This is a genomic window from Collinsella sp. AF28-5AC (assembly GCF_003457875.1).
Taxonomy (GTDB): Bacteria; Actinomycetota; Coriobacteriia; order Coriobacteriales; family Coriobacteriaceae; genus Collinsella.
Window position 1 is genome coordinate 1 of the sequence record NZ_QRTA01000010.1, and the last position, 25309, is coordinate 25309.

Here is a 25309-nt window from a genome sequence, read left to right on the forward strand (position 1 = left end):
AACGCGTTGCGCTGAGTCCTGAGGCTGTTGCAATGAAAATGAGAATCAAGGCTCCCAAAACTTTTTCGAACTTTTCTCGATTTGATCTTGCACCCAGCTCAACTACCAACTATACTATATGTCAGCAAGCGGGATGAAAGGCATCCCGTAGACCCTAGTGGAAGGAACAAACACCATGTCTATCAATCGCGTTCTGCTTTCCGGCAACCTCACCCGTGACCCCGAGCTCCGCGCTACCGCAGGCGGTACCCCCGTCCTCTCGATCGGCCTCGCCGTCAACGACCGCCGTCGCAACGCGCAGACCGGCGAGTGGGAGGATTACCCCAATTTCGTCGATTGCTCCATGTTCGGAACCCGCGCCGAGGCTGTCTCCAAGCACATGCAGAAAGGCGATAAGATTGCCGTCGAGGGCAAGCTCCGCTTCACCCAGTGGGAGAAGGAGGGACAGCACCGTACCAAGCTCGAGGTGGTCGTCGAGGATATCGAATTCATGGCCCAGCGTCGAGACCAGTAGGAACTAGAAGGCAGGTGGTCGCAAGGTCACCTGCCTTTTGACATATGCAACTAGCGGAACGATAACCGTTCCGCGTCTTTTATTCGCGATGGAATTATCCAGCAGTCTATAGATTGGCGGAGCGTATGGTAGTTGATTTTAAATAATCGGATGCCTACAGCCGCGCAAATGTCGTCGCTTATAAAGCGCAGGACGGAAGCATTTACGTGGGTGTTGCAATCTACCCATTTGATTCCAGAGATTCGGTTTTCCGTCGCAGCGCGAGGTATTTATCGGGGGAGGGTCGCAGGGCGGCGTTGGACTTCCAGGCATTGGTGGCCGGTGAGTTCGATTTACTTGAGAAGTTTGATGCCTATGCTATTCCGATCGATGCAGACATGTTGGCCCTTTGCGGGGTTAATCTGGCCCTGTCCAAGACAGACCTTCATCTGGCGCTCGAGGAGGAAGCTGTATTGCTGGACAGAGACTTTGCCGATGCATTCGATTTTGAAGAGGAATAGTTGCCAGGAGTATCGATACTTCGGTACACCTTATATTTTTCTTAGGGGATCTTGCATCTCTATCAATAACCAACTATACTATATGTCAACAAGCGAAACGTTAGGCGTTTCGCAGACCTTAGTAGAAGGGAATTGACATGGCTACGAAAAGCTATCTGGCAACAGCATTTATCGGCGAGAAGGAGGTTAGTGGAGCTTTTGGAAGTGGCGAGTTTCGCTCGAGCCTGAACTTTGCGAGGCGAGAGCTTCGCGGGTACCAGCGCCTAGCGGAGACCATCTACCGACACGAAGTCGTATTCTGCAACCGACGCGGTCTCGAGGATATAGTCGCCCCAGAGCTTGAGTTCGGCATCCTCACCGAAACGAAAGATAGTGAGACTGGTATTGTGGAGGCCAATTTTTCCGTGACGTCGACCTACACAGCCGAGGATTTCGTATCGGATACGCGAGACGCATTTCTCTCCTTTGCAGCCGAAGATTTCGGCGAGCAAATCGCATCCGAGTCCGCGGCGCTCGTTGAAGGTCAAACCGCGTCGATGCCATGGCATAAGCGCTTCGAAATATGGAACTGCCTCACGAGTTACGACCTATATGGCGTCTCAACTGCAAATCAACTCATTGATGGGGTCAGGGAGCTCGCCGCCGCCCTTGCCGATGGGCGCACAGCTGACGTAGACGGGGTAAGCCCCGTTTTCCAGGCTTTCCACCGTGCCGAGCGAAATAACCTCGGCAGGGAATAGGAGTCTCCAAAGATACGCCTTGATATTAACGATTTAGAGCATCGGTTTATCCGATGCCCTTTTTCATACCATTTCTCTTGACTGATCTTGTTTTTCTCCCATATTCTCCTATACTATATTTAACGAGCGGGATGAAGAGCGTCCTGCAAATCGAAAGGAGATACCCCTATGGTTGCAGTAGTCAACGGCAAAGGCGAGCAGGTTAACGACTTTCAGTTCCTGGACTGGGAGAAGGCAGAGAACTATTTGATGGGGCAACGAGAGAAAGGCGAACGCGACCTGTACCTGCGCGGCGATTTTGTCACCCCAGTTACCTATGATGGGGTCTATTTCATCGTAGTCGGTTTTGCCGATGATTACAGCATTGTTATTAAGGCCAAGCACCTACCCTGCCCAGACGAGATTATGAGCTGGATTGAGTCCGATATGAAAAAGTTCGGATATTCCGATATCTTCGAGTATTACGTGACGGACGAGGACGACGTGTACACGGGCTACGACACCGATAACATCGACAACTGGCCTGTTTTCGGAGCATAGTTTAGCGACTCAAGGCGATCGGAAACGATTGCTATTTTCGTGCTATTTTCTCCAATTGATCTTGCAACCCTAGCTATATTCAACTATACTATATGCCGACAAGCGGAACGAACGGCGCTCCGCAAACCCGTAAGGAGAAACGACTGATGAACAAACAGGACTACATCGAGAAGATTGCAAACTGTATCGCCGATAGCTGGCTAGCTGCCGATGCAGGCGATCAGGTTGCTTGCAAGGCGGCAAAGCGGGGTGCCATGGAAATCGCCAAGCAGGCCGCCGAGAACCTCGGCCACACGGCCGGCTATTGGCTCGCTGAATCTCAATTCCGCGCGGCCGACCTTTATTAGAACTTAAGTCGGAAGGGGGACTGCTCTATGTCGGGCAGTGCCCCTTCATGCCGATACGCTCAATCATTTTTGAATTGGACGATACAAGGGGAAAGGTGCCGCTAAACAGATGGTTATCCTCAAGAAAAATGCCCTGATAAAGCTCCTAGGCGATGAACTCTACGGGATTGAACTGGACTATGCGATGCTTCCCGATTCCGAGAGACGTGCGACCGAGAGGCGGGAGGTCCTCGATATCGTTGGGGGTCTTTGCGAGGTCTATGGATACAATCGGCGCGAAGTGCAAGCGCGGGCCCAAAACCGGCTTGAGAGGCTTCTCCTCCGAAAGGTCGATAATGGCGATTGGGATCCTTACGCCAACATTAAGTTGGCCGAGCTTTCTAGGTTGATTTCCGATCTCAGCCGAACACATTGAGCGAATAGGTCGTTCCCGCACCTAGCCGAACGCCCCCGCGGCCCCTCCCGGGGCCCGGGGGCGCCGTTTTCCCAGTTGAAGGAACGGTGGAGATGTGTTTCGATGGGTCCGGTGGCCATGCTCCGCCCGCCGCCCGGCACCTCCTCCCAGACCCAGCCGAACGGTCGGTCCGCCTATTCCGTTTTTCCCTTTCAGGCTAGGACAGCGGGGCATCGCCCCTCTCTGCGCGCGCCCGCGCGATGAGCCCCGGCGTCAGGTCGAGCCCGCCGACGGGCACGTCCTCGATGCCGTACGCCTCCAGCAGCGCCGCCGCGTCGTCGCCGAGCATCGCCCGGAAGGTGCGGGCGGGCGTCGCGAAGCCGAGCGCGCCGCGGGGCTCGGAGTTCACGTGCGACATCGCCAGCGCAAGGTCGGCCGGGGCCAGCCGGTCGAACCTGAGGCCGCGGCCCTTGGGCAGCAGCTTCCTGATCTCGACGTGGTTGCGCTCGCAGGCGCCCTTCTGGTCGCTGCGCCGGGGGTCGCAGTAGAACAGCCTCGTCTCGCCCGGCCCCTCGCCGATCAGCGCGGCGATCGCGCCCTCGTCGGAGAACTCGGCGCCGTTGTCGGTGAGGACGGCGCGGAACACGCGGCGCGTCCCGCCGGCGCCCAGCACCGAGCGCACGCCCCCGAGCGCCGCCGCCACGCTCTCGGCGTCCTTCGCCGCGAGCGGCAGCGCGAGCTGCAGCCTGCTGGGGCGGTGCAGCAGCGTGAGCAGGCAGGCGCTGTCCTCCCGCGAGCCCTCGACGGTGTCCATCTCCCAGGCGGCGGCGCACGCGTCCTCGCCCAGGCCGAGGAACGCGGCGTGCGACCTGCGGGGCGAGTGCGGCGTCGCCCTCTTCGGGGCCCGGTGCGACCTGGGCCTGTAGCCGACCTTGCGCCTGAGCTCCATGTTGGTCATGCCGTCGTAGCCCGCCGCGACCCAGCGGTAGATCGTCGAGGGCGACAGGTCCACGGGCCCGCCGTTGCGGGCGGACAGCTGCTCGGGCGAGAGCCCCCGGCCCAGGCCGTCGCGGATGAGGGCGAGCGCCGCGGCCGCGGCGGGCTCGTCGGCGTCTATCCCGCGCCTCGACGAGACGAGGACCGAGTCCGCGCACAGCTGCGCGGCGCGGGCCTCGTAGAAGACGTGCGGGCGGCGCTTGCAGCCGATCGCGCGGTACCGCCCGCACCCGTTGCAGCAGCGCGGCCACGCGGCCAGGCGCGGGCAGGCCGCCGACAGGTCGGCGGAGGCGTCCACGCGCTCGCCGCGCCTCTCCCTCGGCGCGGTCACGAACCTGTGCGACGCCACCTCGGAGCTCACCGTCGAGGGCGACCTGCCCAGCTCCCTCGCGATCTGCCTGCACGAGGCCCCTCGCTCCAGCATCCCCTGGACCGTGTTCCGCTCGTGCCTGGTGAGCCTGCCGTAGGCCCTCGGGGCCGCCTTCCCGGCCCCCTTCTTCCTCTTTCCGGACATGCCGTCCTCCGATCTCCCGGGGCCGGCCGGTCCGGCCCTCAGGGTATCGGATTCCCACATTCATCCGTACATGTACGGATGAATGTGGGAGGTGTTCGGATGAAGTTGCCAATCAAGGGCCGAGCTTTCTAAAGTCATTTGTCTTAGACAGCTCTTGTATCCCCGCTCGTTTTCAACTATACTATATCCCAACAAGCGAAACGAAAGGCGTTTCGCACGCCCGAAGGGAGATGCCCCATGAACCCTATCGATTCCAAGCTCAAGAAGATTCTCGCCATGATTGACGGCGCGACTTCCGAGGGCGAAGCCAGGGCGGCATCCCTTGCCCTCCAGCGCCTCCTTGCCGCGAACAACATGACCATCGACGATATCGACCTCAACGACGATGCCCCCGAGGTCAACGAATCTGCCGAAGACCTCGGCAAGCGCGTGCCGGAGTGGGTCAAGGTCCTCGCTTACGTTATCGCGAAGAACTACCGTTGCCGTTACTACATGCAGACGAGCCATGGCGCATATGACTATTGGAGCGGCCGTCGCAACGTGACCGGCACCCGTTTCGTTTTCGTCGGCGAGTCCCAGGACGCCACGGTCGCGGCCGGTTGTTTCCGCGCCACCAAGCATGCGATTGAGACGTGTTTCAAGAAGTTCTGCGACAAACGTTTCGAGCAGGATGGAACCAAGATTGGGCGCCGCGCGGGTGTAAAGAATAGCTATTGCCTCGGCTTCATCGAGGGCCTCGAAAACTCCTACCGCGAGCAGCTCGAGCAAGACGAGACCATGGCCTTGGCGATTGTGGTGCCCGAGAGCGTCAACCGCTACATGAATGACGAACTGAACTGCAAAAAGATGAAGCCCCGCCCCATTACCGTCTCCGCCGATCACTCAATCGAGGATGCCGGCAGGCAGGACGGTTACGGCTTCGGTCAAGGCGACCGTATCGCATCCTGCGCATAGCGACCGACACCAAATAGGGGAGGGTGATGCCCTCCCCATCCATTTCCTATATATGGCCATAGGAAAATTAGCGCCGATTTGGGTGGAGTTGGTTCGCTATCGTACTGATAGAATTAGACAAAATGCATGACTGCAATGAGTCATGCGACCCCGCTACAGGAAGGGACGATTATGTTCGACTTCAAATGTTCAATGCAGGCCCAGCTCGATAACTTGTGGCTCAAGCCCGAAGACCTCGCACGAGGCATCGATGTTCGCGTGTCGAGCGTGCGCAAATGGCTCGACCCCGAGCTCGATTGCGTTCCGGTCAAGGACGCCTTTGATTGGGTCTACGACCAAACCGAGAAGCTCGGAAACCTTACAATGCATTGCCTGAACGAGGCGAATGAGTCTGCCGAGAAGTTCGGCCGACATATCCTTCGCTGGTATCGCGACGAGGATCTGCCCGAGACCGAACCGATGGGCCTCTACAATCTAGCGAGTCATCTCGTTGCCGACCAACTTGAGGCTAAGGATATAGAGTGCTCATTTGTCTATGCGTGCCGCGATGATGAATGGATCGAGCAGCACTTGGACGATTTTCCCGACCTCGATCCGAAGGCCGAGTTTTCCGCCTGGGCAGATATCTTGGGAGTGCCGACGTCAGAGATTGCAATGGGGCTGGGCATTACAGGTCGCTCGGTAAAAGACTGGAAGAACCCCAAGCGCGACACGATGCTGCCGGTAGACGAGGCATGGGACTTCCTGGAGGATTACGCCGACACGATTGAGATCCGAACCGCGGAGCTTCTCAAAAGCAAGCCCAATCCGATGCCGTATCATCCCATGACCCGTCTCGGGACCCTTTCGAAACGGGAACGTATCGATAACCTTGCAGCCCTCGCGGCCTCCAAGAAACTCATGGCCGATGGCAAGACCGTTGTTGATTTCGCATACGTCTAAGACCGTCCTGCGGGCTGAAACAGTTGCAACCCAATGGCTAGACCCAGCGCGAAGCATGCCGTGGCATCGCTTCTATTGGATGATGAATGGAAAGTGACCTATCAATGACCATAAGCGATGGAATGATCAGGGCAGAATGGCGCTCCTTGGAACAAGCCGAAAATGCCAAACGAAAATGCGCGGACTGCCTCTATTGCACTTGCAACGGAAACGTTCGGGACGATTTGCACCGTCCCGAAGATACGAAAGTTGAGTACATATGCCACCGCAGGGACGGCCATGAGTTCGAGACCGCCCATTCGAACCGATGCAATTACTGGAAGAAACGCGACGAAAGCTGATCAGAGCGCTACTTTTTCACATCGGTCCGCTGTTTGTTCTCGTCAATCCCACGCAGGTCGAACTGTTTGTTTCCGCGTTTAAGTACGAGCTGCCAGCCGCACGCATCGCAGATCTTTACAAACTCATCGATGGTGAATCGCGTATTGTTGTGCAGTCGCGTTGACAGACTGCCTTTCTGCTTGCCGGTTTTAATCGATGCATCCTGCAGTGTCATACCGCAATCCTGCACCATATAGCGAATAGCGTCGGACGAACCGATTCGTTCAAGCACTGGATACCTCTTTCAGATATACGATAGTCTATTCTGATTATAGCCATTCTAGCTATTTCCTAGACGCGACAATGCGATCGGTCGTTGCCCGACCCCTGCCAAAAGCACTGAAAACAGTGCCGGATCGTCCCTCAATCGTCCTCGGTTCGCTCGTGAGATTGCCTCAGCGGCAAATCACGCTGGATATATTCAGTCTGTCCCAAGATGTAAGAACTAATTCCCACATTAGGAGGACAGATGGATAACGATACCCAATTCGACCCGGCAACCATTCGTATGGCGTATTTCGCCTTGCTCTTGAGCGGCAGGAGGGGCGACAACCTAGAGCTCGCCGTTGCCCAGGAAATGCTAAAGCTGGAACGTCTCACGGCCGATCGCTCGTTGCCGTCCATGATTGGCCGTTCGGTACGAATCGCGGCAACGATTAACTCGATTGAGTTCGAGGAATCTTCGAAGCGTTACCTGATTAAGTTCCAAGCGGACAACGGAGAAAAGGAGGAGAGGATCCGTTCCGAGCGCGTTGATTCCAACCATAAGAGCGCGGTAAAGAAGATTTGGGAACGTGACCTGGTCGGTCATCGTGTCCTCCTCTTCAAATACAAAGACAGGGTCGGAACAAAAGAGGCGCCCAACGGCTATCGAATCGCCCCATACTGCATCGACCACGGCAAGGCGGAGTAGCAACAGATGAAGCGTACGAAACTGGAAGACCTAGATCTAAAAGCAATTGTGGAGTCCGAACTAGAGAACCGCAACTGCGATGGACTCTATTCTCCATGCAACCGTTGCGAGCGCGGATGCTCCCGCACGGGGCTCTTCTCATGCGGCAAGGCGTGTGCAGATTGCCGCCCTGGATTGCAGCACCCAGGCACAAGCGACCTAAAGATCATCTCACATGATGAATATTGCGAAATAATCGATCGAATCGAAGCTGAACACAAGCGCAACGAGGAGAAGCTCCGAGCCGAGGCAATTGAGAAAAGAAAGGCCAAACGACTCGAGGCAAAGCAGATTAAAGAGGAGAACGCCCTCAAAAAGAAGCAGCGGCGAGCTGATAAACGAAAGCAGCTCATTGACAGCATCCATGCAAAACTTGAGAAGCTGGTCGAAGATATTTCAGCCGCGATACGCACGAGTATTCTTTGCAAACTTCTCAGTGGCGTATCGATCGGATCGATTGTCTTCTCGATTGCATCTATCATCTTCTTTGAGGTTATCAAGCATGAATGGATGGCTTCGGCGGCAAAGGCAGAAGCGCTTGCAGCCGTCTATCTATTCCAAAAGCTGTTTATGTTCGAGGCGATCTACGTATTCGTTATCGTAGCGTTTACGATCGGCTTGATTATCGTCCGCGTCGTTCGCGGCGATTGGAAGGTTGATTTCGAGCTTGAAGAACAGCCTGAAAAGGAAGAAAAGGACGATCAGTTCTTCCTTTAGGATTATCCGTACCCTCGCTCCTTATATATCTCCAGCCTCATATTATTGGGTCAATTCATTTTGGATTGACCCAATTTCTTTCTTCAAAAGCAGTCTTGATAGCTGATTTGATGTTCATCCGCTCGTTGCACAAGAGCCTGGCAGGACTATGATCGGGGCCGATATTTTTTTCTAATCTCGTAGTAGGGGTGCGACATTACTGCGACAGAGGTGCGACATTTTTGTTGCCGTTAGTTTCATTCATAAATAGGTCGAGCTTTGTCACAGGCTTTCAGACGATGATTTAGATTTCCTTTGCTATCTGATTTCAACTCACCGTCTTATAGATTTTCAATTGCCGATGCACTGCTTTTGCTTCAAAACAACCGCGAACATGTATTTAGCAGTGCTGAGATTCTTATAGGGCAGACCGAATTTCAGTTCTAAATTGCAGTCCAGAAACCAACCAAATAGCAACTAGAGACTAATTGAAAGGCATGCGGAGTGCCTTGAATGGCACTCCGCGGTATCACTGTTTGCTATTATTCATATTCTTATAATTCCGCCGAAATGCCGATGCATTTGAATTGCGCGGCTTATTTGGGATTGTATTCTGCGTATTTTTGCCCGTTTGCTTTTTAGGAATCAAACGGAATCTATCTACCCGCTCGTTAGGGTTGCCATTGTATCCCATCAAATTTGGCAGAAGCTAATGCCTGATTCACACGCAGAAGCGAGAACGAAAACCTATCAGCTCACCCATGTCCACATGTTTCTACCGCTCCTTTATTTTCTTCAGCAATTACTTCCGTCCTTTACGCACGCTGATTCCAGTTTGTAATTTATGGTTACGGGTACTATCCTGCGTGCGATTTAAAGCAATTTGCAAACCAAGCGGAGTGCCTTGAATGGCACTCCGCAGTATCACTATTTGTTCTTACTCTATTTATCCAAAGGCGAAAATAGCTTCGCAAACGACTTGAATCCCCCATATTGCTGTGCAATAAAACTTCCGGCAGTTCTTGATTTCCTTTATATCGAATAACGTTTTCAGTCTCAGAACTGCAACCAGTTTTTAATTTACGGCGTGCATCAATCGGTACGCGAGGCGCTTTGCTTTTCTAATTCAACTACCCGCCTTTCAATAATACGCAGTCAATTTACGTTTCTAAATTGAAAGAACTGGCTTTCCTTTTGCAAACAATCATCAAACACGAAGCGCTCGCACCATCGTTTTGCGTTGCACGGAACCCATTTACCGACTTTCCAAGTTAATACAAATACATTTGCAAATATCGATTTCACTCCCGAACAACAACCAAATCAGCGTTCAGATCTTATTGCTAGAACCCAATCAACCTTACAAATAGTTTGTTGTCGAACTAATCCCGCCCTTGTTCAAATCGGAACCCGTATATAACTTACTAATTGCCGCACACACATCAGAACTCGATCCCAGACTACTGAACCGCTCACCAAATAGGGGAGTGCGCTACCTGATCCGAATTGCAGATCACTGTGGTTTCCTGCCAAGCGCATCTTCAGAACACACCTACTTTCATCGCCCGTAACTTCTTTGCTAGCCCTGTTCCCCATCTGTTTCATTGTCGGACATTCATCACGAACCTTATGTCCTGTCAGACATTTACGCTCCTCGGCTGTGGGGTTGTCAGACATTACCTAGGCAATCAATAGCAGCCTGTCAGACATTTCCCAACGTCCCGACCACACGCCACGGAATAGCAGAAATTGCCCCAAGCAGGGGCCGATCACCCCGCGGCGCGGCCGCCTGCCCTGCGGTCAGGCGGCAGGTGCAAAAGGGCCTTGCCAATTGTGGATGCCGCAGCGGCAACACCTGAGCCCACCCAAAAACGTGCCCCAAACTACCCATAAGGCCATTTTGCACGCCAGCTTCGTTCAACGTCAGACATTAGGAATGTCAGACATTGAACCTGCGGCAAAGCCGCAGCTGGGGCCGCTAGCGGCCTGTAATCGCGTCGCTCCGCTCGCTCCCGTCAAGCGAAATGTCAGACAGGCTGTCAGACATTTTGATCCGCTTGACGGACGGCCTGCTCGCGAAGCTCACCATCGGCCGTAGTTAAGGAGATACGAAATGTCAGACATTTCGACAGATGAAAATGAATCCCAGACCGCCACACCCAATTTGTCAGGCAATAGCCCCGACGCATCCCAAATGTCTGACATTTTGCAGCCCCAAACGCCGACCTCCATGTCGACCCAAGCGCAGCCCAGCCAGTCACACGAAATGCCTACGGCCTGCCTGTCCGACATTTTGCCGCCTCCAAACGCCTCACAACCCGCCACCCGCCGCATCACGGTCCGCCTCCCGACCGCAGACCTGACCGCCCTCGACTCCCGAGCTGATGCCCTCAACGCGAGTCGCAGCGACTACCTCCGCACGCTCATCGCGCTCCCTGTCACGCTCGACCTTACATCCATCCGCCATGCCACACCGGGCTCCGAATCGCTCACCCGTCCGCTCGGCCCAGACCTCGCCCTCATACAACCCGACAGCCAAACGAATAGTTTGGCAATCCAAGCCATTACCGACAGCATGCTCGAATCAATCTCCAACGAGGTCCGCGCCATCGGCGTCAACTACAACCAGGCAGTCCGTGCCCTGAATCGCATCATCAAGAAGTACGGCAACCATCGCGCCCTCTCGCAGGATGAGCGAACGGAGATTGTTGAGCTCTATGAGCGCCTCTCAAAGCAGAACAAGGCGATCTATGAGCGCCTCAAGACTCTCGCATCCGATGTCGAGGCCCTGTCCGCTAAACCGTCCGTCAACCTGACTGCCATCGGCTTGGTTCAAACCGAGGCCCCTGTCAATAAAACCGAACCCGAGCGCCGCCGACGAGTTCGCGGCAAAAAACACGCCACACTCCGACTCGACCAATTTGAGGACGGGGGCAACTCATGACCTATATGAAGCCCCTCTCCGGTCATAGCTCAGTCAAATGGATTCGCTACTATCTATTCAAGAACGACCGCGCCCTGGACAAGGATTTCCTGAACCTCACCGATCGCGACTGGAAAGGCCGCGACTGGGCGAAAGTGATGGACCGAACCCGCGAGATTTTCGGAAACAACGTGCCGGTCAAAAAGGACACCAAGGTTCGTACTTACGAGCACATGATCATCTCGCTCGACGAAAAGGATAACGGCGTAGAACTCGACGACTTCCGCGATTTCGTGAATGAGTGGGCATCCAAATGGTTCGATTCGCGCGGCCCGGAAGGGGAGGGAATCGGTCGCTTCGAGGTAGCGATTGCCTATCACGATGACAATAAAGCTCGCGGGGTCCAAGGCAAGCAGGGCATCCTCCACGCCCACATAGTCATCAACAATACCGAACTCGAGACCAAGCGCCGCATCTCCGGTTTGCTCACGACCAAAGTTGTCCAAGCAATGCGAGCTGACTTACAGACAATGTCACTCGAGCGCGGGTGGCACGCATTCGCTACCGATGGCAAGTCCTACACCCAGGCCGAGATGGATGCCAAGGGTCTGCAAGTCTCCCGCGGTAAGAGACTCGATCGTGCAATGGCGGCACTCGACAGGGTTCTCGCTAATGAAGCGAGAGGCGCTCAAATCAAGGACTACGGCGATGCCATGCAAGAGAAAATGGAAGAGACCTATTCAGTTGAGAAGATGATTCCCGAGACATATACGGGTAACGAATCTTCCAGTCTGCGTCTGAAGGTCGGCAAAGCCGACCCGACCAAATCCAACGAGATCGCCGGACTTTCGTACACCACTATGACAACCGATGACGGACGTATGATGCGTTTGGTCGTTCCGCGCGGATTTGGTGACTCCGATACCATGGCGGAGAGACAGATTGAGACTCGTGAAGGCTGGACATGGAAGGACGACATTCGCGATCGTGTGGACGTCGCGATGCGAATATCCAAGGACCCTGTTGACTTCGCAACAAAGTTGAACGAACTTGGTGTTCAAATCAACTACAACCGAGACGGTGACCTCGTCTACCATCATCCGAGCGACCCCATCTCCAGGAAGGTCAAGGGCTTAACGCTCGGTAGGCAATATACTGCGGAATCGATAGAGCAGACGATGGCCGAGAAATACGGTGATCGTCGTCAACGAGCACACAACCTGCCGGGCCGCGAACGCTGGATGACCGAAGATGAGCGCTCCGCGGCACTTGCGATCGCCAAGGCTGCTATGCCGTGTACGCGAGAAGGTACGGAACTCATGAACCGCTTGAAATCGGCTATCGCGAAGAATGATTCCGCCCCGCGCAAGCAAATGAGCCATGTTTCTAACGTTGAGTACCCTTCCTCGTTGGCTAACTCACTTGGCATAGAATACCCAAAGACTTCCTCAGCAGGCGATGGCCGACGCAAGAAGATGACCGAGGACGAGATTCTCGAGGCAATGGCGGACATTCGCGATGAGAAGGGCCATGGCGGTCTCGCTGCAAACAATCCGACGGGCACTTCTTCCAATACCGGCATTTCTCAGCATCAGGAAGATGCGACCGAGATTCAGAAAACCAAACATCACTAAGGAGTGGGCATGATAATTGCTATCGAGTACAAGAACGGCCGTATGAAGGAATTCGACACGAGTGCCTTCACCGCCACCAATGCCATGAGTGCGGGCGATAAGACAGCCCGAAACGTCATGACCGAGCTCGACTTACGGCTCGACCTCGTAGACAAAGTTGGCCTAAGACTTGATTTCTATTGGTATGACGCAACACCCCAGGGCCAGCGCGTCGATATTCCAGGTCTCACGGATTCGAAAGGGGACCCCGTCAGCCTCACCTCTGCATCGAGGCGCTTGGGGACCTCCGTGCTCCTCTGCTCCCGCGAAGGCATCAAACAGATTTCCCGCATCATCGTACAGCGTGCAAACGGAACAGTGGATGTCCTTTGGCGGCAGGGTTCTGGTGATTGGCTTATCAACGGCGCCAGGTTCGAGGCTCAACGAGTTCTCTCCTATACGGACAGCAACGTTAGCTCAATGAATCGCCAAGCAGTGTCTGTTTACAAGTATATGAAGAAGGCTCACCCTCAGATGACCGAAGAGGAGCTTTGTGACCTTATCGGCTACCCAATCGATGCATACAAGGAAATACAGCTGGAGGAGTCGATAAACAGCGTGGAGGCGGTCGGCGCGGAACTCATCGAATCGGATGATGGGGGAGAGTCCAACTATTCTCCCGAGCCGGAAAATCCCGACCCTTCCGATTCTCCCGTCACCCCATCCCTCGGAAAGCATTTCGCCGTGGACGAAGACGATGACGGATTCGATGACGATGAGGACTCTCTGTTCGATGTCTGACATTTGCCACGACCGTCGGATTCATGATATTTTGTGTGTGTTGGCGTAACCCCAAGCGCCATGAAACAGGAGAGACGAATATACCGCCCGACCGTGCGAGGCACGGCTATCTATTCCAATTTGATTACGCTTGACTGACTCGGTATGACTCGGACCGTCTCTCCGCACGTTCTGACAGGAGATGACAGGTTTGCGGAAGTGTAACGACACCCAGACGGAAAACCAGATGAGCGCTTGGTCGAGGTGGTCTCGATGAAGGCGGCGGTCAAGGTAAGCGAGGCAATCTCTCGGCTTCGCAGGCAGATTGACACGACGGAGCTCGAGGAAGCAGTCGATGATTTTCTCGCGGCTTACGGAGAGCTTCGCAGCCAGTACTACTACGAGGACTCCGAGGCGAAGGCGAACGCAAAGACCGCCTCGACGCTTCTGGAAGCCGTTGACCGCGGGTTGATTGAGCTGCCCCAGACCGACGATGGAATCGTGATTGTCCCAGACATGAAGCTGCGCCTCCCCGATGGGGCGAAGCTCTACGTCAACTCAATCGAAATCGAATCGACCGCGACCGGCCGCGCCCCGATAGTCCGCTTCGAGGATGGCTCGTCTATCCGCTGTCGGCGCGGCTCGGGCGTGCAGATTGTCAGAATGCCACTCGAGGAGGAGCAGAATGCCGACTGAACGTGACACCCAGCTCGCCCTGCCGTTCCGCATCCCCGTTCTGCGTGTCTTCCTGCTGCCTTTCGTGCAAGACGGGAAGCGCGACCGCCTGTTCCTCATTCTGCTTGCCTGCGTCATGTCCACTGCAGGCTTTCTCATGCAGGGAAACGGATCGTATGACTCCGATGGCTGGTTCCTGCTCGCAACGGGAAAGCAAATCGTCGAGAACGGCATCCCGTACACCAACCCTTGGTCACTGGCGTCCTACAGGCCGATTGTCGTCCAGCAGTGGCTCCATGATGTGCTGCTCTACGGTTCGTATACCCTGGCAGGATATGCCGGCACGATACTCTATCAGGTCCTCCTCGCCGCCATCGTTGCCCTCGCGCTGGCCTTTGCAATCCAAGGATTCGGCGATAAACGCCTGACTTTGCCCCGCCTGCTGTTCTGCATCGGCCTAGCCTTTTTCGGGACGGGAATCTATATATCCGTCCGTCCTACCGCATGGTCGATGGCATGCATGGCGCTGACCGTCGGCGCCTGCACCCGCTGGCAGCGTACCGGTGACTGGCGCTATCTCATCGCCCTGCCCGCGATCACGGTGCTGCATGTGAACATGCAGTCGGCCATGTGGCTCCTAGATGTCTTCCTCGCCGGCTGCTTCCTTCTTCCCCGCGACCTATCCGATTTCAAAACCACCACCCCCGATGAGATGCTGGCCGAGATCTTCCCGTTAACCATCGCCCTGCCTGCGATGCTTCTCGCCGCCTTCGTGAACCCGTACGGCGTCGACGGTGTCCGCTACGTGATCGACTCGATGGGTGCTGCATCTTACGCAAATGTGATATCGGAGATGAAGCCCGCCTTCGAGGCGACGAACGGCTTCTGCGTTGTCTTCTTCGCGGTCGGCTTCATTCCCACAGCACTTGCCGCCGCCATCGGGCGCAAGCGGATCGATGTCCCGCTGCTGGCCATCCTCATCGCCGCCTTGGTCGCGACGATGCTCCATTGGCGAAACGTCTGGATCTTCTCGGTTGCATCCGCCCTCGCCTTCAAGAGCCTGCTGACGGGAACCGAAGACCCTTCCGTATCTAAATCGCATCACGCGGCAAAAACTGCTGCCTTGATTGCCCTCCTTGCCGCAATCGGCCCGCTTGTTGCGAACTGCTGCGTCTGTGTCGCGAATGGAGGACAGTCCTGCTGGCAGGCCTCCGAACGCTCGGCAGGTTCCCTTGTGAGGGAGATTGTCAAAAGCGGCATCTACGACCCCGTTATTTATGCCGATGATCCCGTCATCTACAACTACCTGGAATGGAAAGGGTTGAAAGTTCCTTTCGACCTGCGACCTGAGCTCTGGGACGATAAGGGTACGGCGGGAGTCGTCTCCCCATACCGTGACTACGTGGACGGCATGCAATCCAAGAAAGCAAAGCTGTCCTACCTCGCGTTAGGCGATTTCGACTATTACATCGTCTCGACCGAATCGGCGCCTTGGTACGCAGCTAAATTGAACCTGCAAACCATTGATTCCACCGACACCCTGACTCTGCTGAAGGATGCGAGGTAGGGAAGTGGAGATCAAAGTCTGGGCGTACTCGGAGGGCGATGAATTTCCGAATCGCAGGTCCTCTTTTTTCCGCAGGCATTGGGAAGCATTTCTGATTGCTTTCGTGGCGATTATCCTCGCCGCTGCGGCGTGGTCATCTATTGCGGCAAGGTCTGCGAGCCAGCCGTCTTTCACGCCCGATTCACCCTATGTCTATGATGGAGCCGATGTCCTTGACTACTCCGTTGCCGATACCCTGACGCAACTAAACGAGACGTTGGAGAGCCAAGCAGATGGTGCACAGCTATACGTAGTGACTATCGACAACCTGCCGTTAGGTCAGACTATCGAGGACTATTCGATTGAGCAGGCTCAGCGCATCGGCGCGGGTGACTCCAAAAAGGACAACGGCGTACTCTACACGTTCGTGAAAAGCACCCACCAGGATAGGCTTGAGGTCGGATACGGTCTCGAGGACAGGCTGACGGATTAGGTCTGCTCGAAGATTCTCGACAGCGCCCACGGCTATTACCGAGACGGCGACATCAAAGCTGGCGTGAAAGACCCCGCGCGGGCTTTCTTTTGTCCGCCTTGAGAGCCACGCTACCGAACGTACCCAGCAGGGCAGGGCAGAGCCTTTCCCATCCATCACCCTCATGTTCTCCTCCTTCTTATTCTTATTATTCTCATCCTCCTTTTCCTTCTCCTCCTCCGGCGCTCATGCGCCGCCCCCAAACATCGCTATTCCTCAAAACCGAATATTTTTCAGTTTTGAGGAATAGCGTCGAAATCCTTCAAGCTCCGCCAATTGTCGCCACTTTATGAATCCTAGATTCCCATTACGCATATGTGGAATCCCGCCTATTATGGGAACCACCGAACGGACGGGGATCTAGCACCCCAATGAATGGTACTCTGTTTGGGTAAGAGGATTCGTCCCGTAGGATGAATCACTCGCGGAGTATATCCTCCCGGTTGGTTTTGAACGCCAACTGGGAGGTGATCTCCTTTTTCAAATCGCAATTCCAAAATCAAAATCCCCAGGCGCTTTCACCGAAAGCGCCTTTTTGTATTACAATAGCCATGACCTCCTTTCGGTGCGCCGTTATTCCTTTTTTGGATTAACGGCGCGTTATCTTTCTGTTATACTTAATATCGACCAAGGCGTACCCCAAGCGCCTTGTAGAGCAGGAAGATGAACAACATGCCCCAGAATCTAAACGGTTCGCGTGCATCCCGTTTCCAAAATGGTGCGCGTCATGCCGACTGAAACCGAAGAAACTAAAGCCCAAACGGCAAGCTCCATCATTGCCCCGCAGCAGGAGACGATTGTCCTGACAGCCTGCATGCGTTCGAAGGACGTTCGCGAGGACGTTCTCCCGATGCTGCTCGAGGATGATTTCGTCAAATCTGACCATCGTGCGCTGTTCCGCGCCATCCGCGCCATGCACGAGGCGAACTACCCGATTGACGACGTATCCCTGCTCGACTACCTGAGATCCAACCGTGAGTTGGATACCGCGGGCGGAGAGCAGGCCGTCGAGCGAATGTTCGAATCTGACATGCCCCTGCTGTCCTGGCAGACCGCCTACGACGAGCTGATCGATGTCTCGAGGCGCAGGGCGCTCGTGACGGCGATGAACGAGATCGAGGCCGAGGCCTACGGAACCCCGACCGATATGAAGGCATTCGTCTCGAAGGTCGAGGGCTCGATCGCACGGGTGGCCGAACGCCGCGATATGCGCCCCTATCGGCACATCTCATCGTTTCTCACCGCAGCTGTGGACGAGGTCAGAGACCTCGATAGCGTCCCCTTGGACTCCACCGTCGTGAACACGGGCTTTGCAACCCTGGACGAGATGCTGGCAGGACTGCGAGCAGGGCAGCTCATCGTAGTCGGCGCGAGGCCTGCCGTCGGCAAGACCTCTTTTGCCCTCACCCTCGCGCTGAATGCCGCCCGCCAGGGCGTGAAGGTCGGCATTTTCTCGCTCGAGATGTCAGGCAAGGAACTTGCTCAGAGAATCATCTGCGCTGAATCAGGCGTCTCGATTTCCCATTTCCGCATGGGAACCATTCCCAAGGCTTCATGGGACGCGATTGCGGCGGCCTGCTGCGACATCCCCGGCAACGGCATCGAGATCGAGGACAAGGCGAGTGTGACAATAGGGGATATCCGTGCAACCGCTGCCCGCATGATGCGAGGAGCCGAGCGCGGGCTGATTGTAATCGACTATCTCCAGCTCATCTCGTCCGCATCCGATGGTGCCAGATTCCAAAACCGTGCAGTCGAGGTCGGCGAGATAAGCCGCCGCATGAAAGTGTTCGCTAAGGAACTGGGCGTTCCCGTTGTCACGCTGGCACAGTTGAGCCGCCAGGCCGAATCCCACCCAGGCCTGCCACGCCTGTCGGATCTTCGCGAGTCGGGATCCATCGAGCAGGACGCGGATACGGTTCTATTCCTGTCGCGCGACCCGGACGAGATTCAAGACGAGAAATCGGGTTCAAGGCAGGTCATCCTGTCGGTCGCGAAAAACCGCAGCGGCCCCACAGGCGAGATCGACATGCTCTTCGTCCCCACGAGCACGAAATTTTACGAGGTGGGACCCAGAAAGGAGACCAGCGATGAGTAGGAAAAAGGCCAAGTGCGCATCGAACAAGATTGTCGGGCGCTGCCTTGAATCGGATGCCCAATCACAGACCATCGACGAGGGCTTTGCATTTCTCGACCGTCCGATTCTCAAACCGCGCGAGGCTCTCGCGTATCAGTGGGCGCTGCGCAACATCGCGCTTCAGAACCTGCGGATTAAATCGGAAAGCACGCGCGATGCGATAGACAACGGCACGAGCTATTTTTCCGACGGGGCGATTAAGGTGAAGGCCCATATCTTGAGCGGCATCGCCACCGATGTCCGCTTTGCCACCGATGACCCGGATGCCCCCATCGACCGGATCATGATGTCGTTCGTAAAGGTTTACAACGAACAGCAGCACAGATGGTGTCCCGTGGATTCCCACCTCTGGCTATTCGCAGACAAGCTGACCGTGCGCCTAGGAGAGGGCTGGGAAGAGCGGAAGGATGGCGAGGGCTTCGGAGTAGCGTTAGGCGACCGCGTCGTATTCCTCGCCGAGGATAGGCTCTATGACGGACCAAAGGGCATGCGCCGACATGGGGCAGGGGAGTGGTCGGTGTTGTCGTCTCAGCTGATGTACGGGACGAACAACAAGAGGAAAGCCCGCATCTGCGAGGTTCCCCGCAAAGTGGTAACCGATGGCTACCTGATGTTTCTCACGAAACGAGGCGAGCAGGTCGGTATCGCACTCATGAATAACGAGGAATGGGCGGAATGTCAGGAGCGCTGTCAAACGGCGGCAATGAAAGAGCCTTGGAGTCTCGTTGCCTACCTCGAGCAGGCCAAACGGCCCTTAAAGATATAAAGGAGATACATGATGATTCAAAAGAATACGCCGCGTTGTTCCCGAGTGGTCCTAGTTGAACCGACTAGAACCATCTATGGGCACATGGTTTTCAAGTTCACGGGTAAAGCCGAGCGGGTAACCACCGGTTTCATCGAGAGGGAAAATCGGGAAGATGGTTCCGTTGTGTGGCGTCCGTATATCCGCTCATCGACGCAATCGGGCTACTGGAACGCCGGTCCGATGAAACAGTTCGTCGATGGGTACAAGTCGGAGGAGGATGCCATGACGGCGCTTCTGGGCGAGGCTCAGGAGGTTCTTTGGAGTAGCTAATGGTCGAAATTGAACCCAACCGGCTGCACAGGCGCTTGAAACGCGCCTTGACGGCCAAAGGCATCTCTCAGCGCGAGCTGGGCAGAAGGATTGAGGCGACGCAGGCGAGCGTCTCGCACTACGTGAAGGGAAAGCGCCTGCCGGGAACGGTCGTCCTGTACAAGATCTGTAAGGAATTGGATGTCTCAGCGGACTGGCTGCTGGGGCTGAAGCGAAAGGAATCGGACATGAACGATGGCAATTGGATTGATGACGGGATTGTGCCCTACCGCACAGCCGACGATTGCTCCCTGGTCGCCCGCATCGAGCAGGCGGAAGACGGCTCATTCGAACTGGGAATCCTCGAGGGCGACACCGCCTGCGAGCTGTTCGCCCAGCGGTTCGACTCGATGGATGCCGCCAAAAAGTATGCCGATGGGATTCTTGACCAGAAGCTGCAAAGGGACAAGGCAATCACGCTTATCGAGGACGAACTGGACGGCGTATTGAGTCCCAACCTGTCAGACGAGGACTACCTCGCCAGCGCATCGCTCGAGCGCGAAACGATGCGTACGCTGGTGGTAAACGCCATCCCGATTTGCACGGGTCCCGCCAACCAGGAGGTTGCCGTGGCGTTCTCCATTTCAGGCCCCGACGGCATCGAGCTGGAGACGGAGCAGGAGAAGGCTGCCTTCGACCTCGCTACCGAGCAAGCTGTGTTCCTCTCCGGTATCTGGGCGGTCTACGCGACGCCTGCTGCTGCGATTGAAGCCGTGAAGGGGCTCATCGCAACCCTTGAAAAGGCCTATCCCTCCCTGAGTCGATAGACCGAACGCTCTATCGGTCGGCACTTTCCCTAACGGAGGCCTCCCTTGCCGCGGCATTCGCCGCCATAAGGGTGGCCTCTTCGCTTTTGCCGCCCATCATCTCATCAAGAGATTCTTCCTTTTTCTCATTATTCTTATTATTCTCATTGTCCTCGTGCGCGGTGTTCGACTTCTCACGGAGCGCTTTGGCAAACTCCCCGATCTTGTCTCGTCCGATGGTCACATAGGTATTCTTACCGCCATCTTCACGGGACAGCTTCAAGTCATACCTTCCATTGAGCATAATTTGGAGAGAACCCTCATCCGCGGCGCGGTCGAGATATTTGTCTACTACGACCACCTTGGCGGTAAAGCCGCCGAGACCGTAGCCATCGACCGCGACGCCCTTAGGCACCGAGAAGGTAACCGAATTGAGCACCTGACCGTATTGATTGGTTTTCGTCTTACCGTCCTTATCGGTCATAGTCTCGCTGTCGACGATGTTGCCGTACGGGATGATGACCTTCGGATTGTCGAACGTGACATCCTTATCGATCTTCCTGGTTCCGAGATATTGCCCGTTAAAGGGTGTCTTGCCCAGATCAGTCTTCTTCTCATCGGCCCGGTTCGCACCCGATGCGGTCGCGACCGCCAGCTTTTCAGGTTTCCGACTCGCCGAGATCGCCGGCACAGCGGCATCTCTATCAAATGTCTTTGCATCCTTGCCCTTCGGGATGTTGATGAGCTCTTCGCAGCATTTCTCGAGGTTTGAGACGAATTCCCCGATTTTATCCTGTCCCACGGTCAGCTCGATGGCGCGACCGTCCTTGAAGCCGCTGAGCTTCAAGGGTCGCGAGTCGTTGAAGGAGGCCTGGAGGATACCCGTCTTCTTCGCACGTTCGAGGTACTTGTCGGGATTGATGATCTCGACCCGAAGCCCGTCCATGCTGTAGCCATCCAGCTCCATCTTGCGCGGCAGGCGGATCACGATTCGCGACATCTCCTGCCCATATCGGCTCGTCACGGGCGTCCCGTCTCGACGCACCGCAGCCGTGGAGGAGATGACGCTCGAGTAGGGGATATTGATGACTGTCTTCTCGATCTTATCCTTTCGGTCTTTCGAGACGGTGCCGATGACTTGTCCCTTCTGCACGGGCTGCAGATCGGAATCAACCGGATCGATTCTCTTCACGCGGCCCAATCCGAGTTTCTTCAGAAAGTCGAATCCGCCGAGCGGAGTGGTGTTCTGGCTATCGTATTTCGGCATGATGCCTCCCTAATATCGCAAATCTATTTATCAAGGTATCTACCGAACGCGCAATCGAGCCGGACGGGACGAAAGAAGCCAAACGGCCGGCCGATAATCCTTATCCATATTGACGGGGTGATATACTTTTGTTATCATAAGAGTCGTAATCGATAGATAGATGCGTTTCCCCAAGACGCATCGGACAGGAGATTGACAATGTCAGATTTCAATAAGCCGAAAATCCGGCTGCATACGGTCAATATGCGCGAACAGTTCGTGGCCCCTTTGATGGATGGTCGCCTCAAGGCGATAACGCGCCTGAACGGACGCGGCTACAACACGGGGGACTACCTACGCTTTAGCGTGCTGCCGATGCAGTCCTCGGATGTCCAGTTTTCCATGACCACCGATGACGAGCGTGAGGCGCTCCAGAATCGGTTCTACAGGATCACCTTCGCCATGTACGGCAAGGGGCTGAAGGAGGGCTACGTGACACTCTCCTTGGAACTCGTCCGCGAGAAAGCCATCATGGACACCCTTCGTTCCGAGATCGACAGGATGGCCAACAACGGGCAGAAAGTTGAGAATCCGCTCGATGCCTACGCAGATCTCTTCGACACCGCCTATCCCCAGGGTTATGATTCCCCGTATACGAAACGTCACGCACAGCCCAGTCTGGACAGCATCGCCGAGGTAGCGACCGAGGCGGCGTCCAGCGCAGAGCGACCGCGCGGCTGCTGACTTCAAGGAGTGCCCCATGCAAGCCATCACCCTCTTCCTCTCCGACCCCTATAACGTGGCCGGCATCCTTCTGTTCGCCTATATCTACTTCATGGTCTGCAAGCGGATGCTGCACTTCCGCGCATTCAATGTATGGAACGCGAAGACAAACCCGAATGCTTGGTGGCGCTTCGACCGTAGCTCCATCAAGTACGCCTACAGGCATGGGCGCCGCCACATGCCCAAGAAGATCGAGGATTTCTGCATCATGGTGAACCGCGTGATGTACCGCCGCGAGATTCTCGTGAAACTCTACGGCGAAGACGGCAACGACCTCCACATGCCCACCGTCTGGATGAAGAAATCCGATTTGTCGCGCAAGGAGCGCATGACCAAGACGATTAAATGCTGTCCCGTCTCCTCGCCTGACGGACACGGCTTCGCGTTCATCACGGAGAAGCATGCCTACATCAGCGCAGTCGAGACCTTGGCGGGTGCGACCCGTCTTGCCGGAAAGCCTTACAAATATGCCTCCCTCGACCACTACGAGATGATCCAGATGCCGCAAGAGCTGTTCCTGAAGGACGAGGTCATCAAGGCTCGCGCCGAACGTCTGAAGGAGGACCACGCATTCATCGTCCGCCACTACAAGCGTGCGGCCCTGTCGTACCGCTTGGCCTACGGCCGCTGCCTGCCGCTCAAGTACTTCCTGCCCCATTACCAGTACAGCCCGATCAGCCACGACATGGCCATCATCTAAGCCCTGTCCCCGCAGAAGCCTATAATCACTTGATATCTAGACCAGATTGGAAACTGCCATGAACACCGACATGAATCCCGAGAACATCAACCCCGACAGCTCCGACAATCTCAACGCCGATAACGAGGAAACCCAACTCATGGATACCCCCGATAACCCCATCGCCGCAGATGTCACCACCGAGCTTCCGCTTGCCAAAGACCTGGAAGATGCCGTGGCACCCGACCTGGACGCTACCGCCGATGACTCCCAGACACCCAGGCGTCTGAGTGGCCTGAAGCGCAAGCTCGTAGCAGGCGGCGTAGCGCTCGCCATCGTCGCGGCACTCGGCATCGGCCTATCGCTGAACCACGAGGCCGTGAACATCCCCGACAACGCACCCGTCGCATCCATCGTCGGCAAGAAGGACTCCAAGACCTATCCCGCATCCGTGACGCTTACGGCCGACGGCTGGAGCGAGGGGGACGGCGAGTTCTCCTACGAGGTCGTGGACGCAGACGGCAAGTCCGCGGCCAAGGGCGATATCGTCCCCGGCAAGGAGGTCTCGGTCGATCTGCCGAAGGGTGCCTACGCCCTGAACGTCACCTCCATCCCGACCGCCAAGGACGGCAAGACCACCTGGCTTGTGCCCGACGCGGTTGATTTCGTCGTCGAGGGTAAGGGAGCCTCGGTTAAGGTTAGCCTCACTAAGGTCGATATGACCGACGATGCGGCAGTGGACGCGGCGATTGAGAAACTCCCCGAGGAGGAGCGTGCCGCCGCCAAGAAACTCATCGAGGCCAAGCGTGAGAACCCGAACGCCACCGCCGTCTCCGCGCCCGCCTCCCGTCCCAGCAGCTCCACCGTCCAGCAGGCCGGCGCGGCAAACGGCTCATCCAGCAAGGGCGATTCGAAGCCCGCATCCAAGCCCTCCGGCAGCGGTTCCGGTTCCAGCTCCAACAAGAACGACTCGAAGCCGTCCTCGGGCTCTGGCTCGAGCTCGAACAAGGGCGATTCCAAGCCCTCTGGTTCGAACAAGAACGATAAGACTGACAAACCCGCATCCAAGCCCGACAACCCTGGCAACTCCGGCAGCAGCTCGGGTTCCGGCAGTTCCAAGCCCTCAAAGCCCGCCGAGCCCGAGAAGGTCTGGGCAATCGTGACCCCCGCCTGGGACGAGCAGATTTACCATCCCGCCGTCACCCACGTTGAGAAAAAGAAGGTCGGCGTCCAGTACATGGCCTTTGACGGAACCCTCTTTAACGATGAGGATAGCTGCGTTGATTACTGCTACGACAACGGTCGAACCGACTATTCCATCTTGCCCAAATACGAGGATGTGACCATCGTCGACCAAGAGGCATGGACCGAAACCGTCCACCACGAAGCCGTCTGGGGTTGGGTCAACAAGTAAGATGACCGAATCAAGGAGGGGTGTAGATTATGTCGCTACGTACCTTTATCCATGGGCTTGTGAGCGGAACCAAATCAAGCGACCTGAAAGCATCGACATCGATAGACTCCGAAGGCAGCTCGAACGGAAGCGGGATGCCTTCGAAAGGTCGTTCACCAGAATCAAATGAGAGACTCGCGGTGAGCTGATTCAGGAGAGACTCGATGACCAAGGAACATCTGAACGAGATTATGTCGGCTCTTTGCGAGAAACTGAAGATCAGGAAAAGTGACTTGGTCGCAGTCCACGAGGCCGGGCTTGTCGCCATAGGCATCGACAGCAATGCCGTCCCATACGGGTTGGACTTCCTCCTGCAGAATGGCATCGAGGACGGTACCGAACGTGAATTCACCTTCGAGGGTTTCGATATCCGCCTCCACGCGCCAGGGGAATTCGGGGCAGTTGAATCCATCTCCCTAGTCATCCCCAAGGGCGTGGATTTCCCAGCCCTCGCTCCCGAGGTCATTTTAAAGACGATTCACAAGTCACCGAGCGGCAAGTACCTGATGGAGCAGAGGGCGGCGCTGGCGGAGTTGCTGCACTTCGACGATATGGACGATGAGGAGCTCCGCCAATTCGCCGCCCACGTTCGGCCGTGATTTTATAGAA

Annotated in this window: 27 protein-coding genes; 24 read left to right on the plus strand and 3 right to left on the minus strand. The window is 55.9% G+C overall.

Annotated elements, in window-relative coordinates; genetic code table 11:
- Positions 1–175 precede the first annotated feature (175 nt).
- The 6 genes from DWZ01_RS07250 (at position 176) to DWZ01_RS07275 (ending at position 3056) form a co-directional block, all read left to right on the plus strand.
- A complete protein-coding gene (locus tag DWZ01_RS07250; protein ID WP_117848474.1) occupies positions 176–514 on the plus strand; it encodes a single-stranded DNA-binding protein in 339 nt (112 codons plus the stop codon).
- A gap of 206 nt (positions 515–720) precedes the next feature.
- Entirely contained in the window at positions 721–1014 is a 294-nt protein-coding gene (locus tag DWZ01_RS07255; protein ID WP_117848475.1) for a hypothetical protein, read from the plus strand.
- Positions 1015–1151: 137 nt separating this feature from the next.
- Positions 1152–1754 (plus strand): hypothetical protein, encoded by a 603-nt coding sequence (locus tag DWZ01_RS07260; RefSeq protein WP_233506194.1) that lies wholly within the window; start codon positions 1152–1154, stop codon positions 1752–1754.
- A 168-nt stretch (positions 1755–1922) separates the two neighbouring features.
- Positions 1923–2294, plus strand: coding sequence for a hypothetical protein (locus tag DWZ01_RS07265; RefSeq protein WP_117848476.1), 372 nt, complete (start codon positions 1923–1925; stop codon positions 2292–2294).
- Between the two features lie 146 nt (positions 2295–2440).
- On the plus strand, positions 2441–2641 hold the full coding sequence (locus DWZ01_RS07270) for a hypothetical protein (RefSeq protein WP_117848477.1): 201 nt from the start codon (positions 2441–2443) through the stop codon (positions 2639–2641).
- Between the two features lie 109 nt (positions 2642–2750).
- On the plus strand, positions 2751–3056 hold the full coding sequence (locus DWZ01_RS07275; protein ID WP_117848478.1) for a hypothetical protein: 306 nt from the start codon (positions 2751–2753) through the stop codon (positions 3054–3056).
- 196 nt (positions 3057–3252) lie between these two features.
- Here the strand turns inward: DWZ01_RS07275 and DWZ01_RS07280 are convergent, their stop codons facing one another.
- A complete protein-coding gene (locus DWZ01_RS07280; RefSeq protein ID WP_369832485.1) occupies positions 3253–4605 on the minus strand; it encodes an IS30 family transposase in 1353 nt (450 codons plus the stop codon).
- Between the two features lie 177 nt (positions 4606–4782).
- On the opposite strand from DWZ01_RS07280, the gene DWZ01_RS07285 reads away from it, so the two are divergent.
- Positions 4783–5499: a DUF2786 domain-containing protein gene (locus DWZ01_RS07285; RefSeq protein WP_117848480.1), complete on the plus strand. Its 717-nt coding sequence runs from the start codon at positions 4783–4785 to the stop codon at positions 5497–5499.
- 171 nt (positions 5500–5670) lie between these two features.
- Entirely contained in the window at positions 5671–6441 is a 771-nt protein-coding gene (locus DWZ01_RS07290) for a hypothetical protein (protein WP_117848481.1), read from the plus strand.
- A gap of 349 nt (positions 6442–6790) precedes the next feature.
- On the opposite strand, the gene DWZ01_RS07295 is transcribed toward DWZ01_RS07290, so the two are convergent.
- Positions 6791–7054: a hypothetical protein gene (locus DWZ01_RS07295; RefSeq protein WP_117758920.1), complete on the minus strand. Its 264-nt coding sequence runs from the start codon at positions 7052–7054 to the stop codon at positions 6791–6793.
- Between the two features lie 237 nt (positions 7055–7291).
- On the opposite strand from DWZ01_RS07295, the gene DWZ01_RS07300 reads away from it, so the two are divergent.
- The 12 genes from DWZ01_RS07300 (at position 7292) to DWZ01_RS07355 (ending at position 20560) form a co-directional block, all read left to right on the plus strand.
- Entirely contained in the window at positions 7292–7735 is a 444-nt protein-coding gene (locus tag DWZ01_RS07300) for a hypothetical protein (protein ID WP_117758919.1), read from the plus strand.
- Between the two features lie 6 nt (positions 7736–7741).
- Entirely contained in the window at positions 7742–8491 is a 750-nt protein-coding gene (locus DWZ01_RS07305) for a hypothetical protein (RefSeq protein ID WP_117848482.1), read from the plus strand.
- A 2209-nt stretch (positions 8492–10700) separates the two neighbouring features.
- Positions 10701–11414: a hypothetical protein gene (locus DWZ01_RS07310; protein ID WP_199412411.1), complete on the plus strand. Its 714-nt coding sequence runs from the start codon at positions 10701–10703 to the stop codon at positions 11412–11414.
- Positions 11411–13027, plus strand: a complete 1617-nt coding sequence (locus tag DWZ01_RS07315; RefSeq protein WP_117848484.1) for a relaxase/mobilization nuclease domain-containing protein — start codon at positions 11411–11413, stop codon at positions 13025–13027. Before DWZ01_RS07310 ends, DWZ01_RS07315 begins: the two co-directional genes overlap by 4 nt.
- A 9-nt stretch (positions 13028–13036) precedes the next feature.
- Complete coding sequence (locus DWZ01_RS07320; RefSeq protein ID WP_117848485.1) at positions 13037–13807, plus strand: hypothetical protein; 771 nt, start codon at positions 13037–13039, stop codon at positions 13805–13807.
- Positions 13808–14059: 252 nt separating this feature from the next.
- The gene (locus tag DWZ01_RS07325; RefSeq protein WP_117758914.1) at positions 14060–14482 is read left to right on the plus strand and encodes a hypothetical protein; all 423 of its coding nucleotides are present in this window, start codon (positions 14060–14062) and stop codon (positions 14480–14482) included.
- Positions 14472–16028 (plus strand): hypothetical protein, encoded by a 1557-nt coding sequence (locus DWZ01_RS07330; RefSeq protein ID WP_117848486.1) that lies wholly within the window; start codon positions 14472–14474, stop codon positions 16026–16028. The genes DWZ01_RS07325 and DWZ01_RS07330 overlap by 11 nt, the downstream gene beginning before the upstream one ends.
- A gap of 4 nt (positions 16029–16032) precedes the next feature.
- Positions 16033–16500 (plus strand): YgcG family protein, encoded by a 468-nt coding sequence (locus DWZ01_RS07335; protein ID WP_158557007.1) that lies wholly within the window; start codon positions 16033–16035, stop codon positions 16498–16500.
- Positions 16501–17266: 766 nt separating this feature from the next.
- Complete coding sequence (locus tag DWZ01_RS07340) at positions 17267–18637, plus strand: replicative DNA helicase (RefSeq protein ID WP_158557008.1); 1371 nt, start codon at positions 17267–17269, stop codon at positions 18635–18637.
- The gene (locus DWZ01_RS07345) at positions 18630–19442 is read left to right on the plus strand and encodes a hypothetical protein (RefSeq protein WP_117848489.1); all 813 of its coding nucleotides are present in this window, start codon (positions 18630–18632) and stop codon (positions 19440–19442) included. The genes DWZ01_RS07340 and DWZ01_RS07345 overlap by 8 nt, the downstream gene beginning before the upstream one ends.
- Positions 19443–19451: 9 nt before the next feature.
- Complete coding sequence (locus tag DWZ01_RS07350; protein WP_117848490.1) at positions 19452–19754, plus strand: hypothetical protein; 303 nt, start codon at positions 19452–19454, stop codon at positions 19752–19754.
- Positions 19754–20560 carry a helix-turn-helix domain-containing protein gene (locus DWZ01_RS07355; RefSeq protein WP_117848491.1) on the plus strand — a complete coding sequence of 269 codons (807 nt, stop codon included), beginning with the start codon at positions 19754–19756 and terminating at the stop codon, positions 20558–20560. The genes DWZ01_RS07350 and DWZ01_RS07355 overlap by 1 nt, the downstream gene beginning before the upstream one ends.
- A 10-nt stretch (positions 20561–20570) precedes the next feature.
- Here DWZ01_RS07355 and DWZ01_RS07360 read toward each other — a convergent pair whose 3' ends face one another.
- Positions 20571–21806, minus strand: a complete 1236-nt coding sequence (locus DWZ01_RS07360; RefSeq protein WP_117848492.1) for a hypothetical protein — start codon at positions 21804–21806, stop codon at positions 20571–20573.
- A 243-nt stretch (positions 21807–22049) separates the two neighbouring features.
- Here DWZ01_RS07360 and DWZ01_RS07365 point away from each other — a divergent pair, with 243 nt between their 5' ends.
- The 4 genes from DWZ01_RS07365 to DWZ01_RS07380 all read left to right on the plus strand — a co-directional run bounded on the left by DWZ01_RS07365 (position 22050) and on the right by DWZ01_RS07380 (position 25299).
- Positions 22050–22529 (plus strand): hypothetical protein, encoded by a 480-nt coding sequence (locus DWZ01_RS07365; RefSeq protein ID WP_199412412.1) that lies wholly within the window; start codon positions 22050–22052, stop codon positions 22527–22529.
- A 16-nt stretch (positions 22530–22545) separates the two neighbouring features.
- Positions 22546–23268 carry a hypothetical protein gene (locus DWZ01_RS07370; RefSeq protein WP_117848494.1) on the plus strand — a complete coding sequence of 241 codons (723 nt, stop codon included), beginning with the start codon at positions 22546–22548 and terminating at the stop codon, positions 23266–23268.
- A 58-nt stretch (positions 23269–23326) separates the two neighbouring features.
- Complete coding sequence (locus DWZ01_RS07375) at positions 23327–24661, plus strand: hypothetical protein (RefSeq protein ID WP_117848495.1); 1335 nt, start codon at positions 23327–23329, stop codon at positions 24659–24661.
- Between the two features lie 203 nt (positions 24662–24864).
- Positions 24865–25299, plus strand: coding sequence for a hypothetical protein (locus tag DWZ01_RS07380; RefSeq protein ID WP_117848496.1), 435 nt, complete (start codon positions 24865–24867; stop codon positions 25297–25299).
- Positions 25300–25309 lie beyond the last annotated feature (10 nt).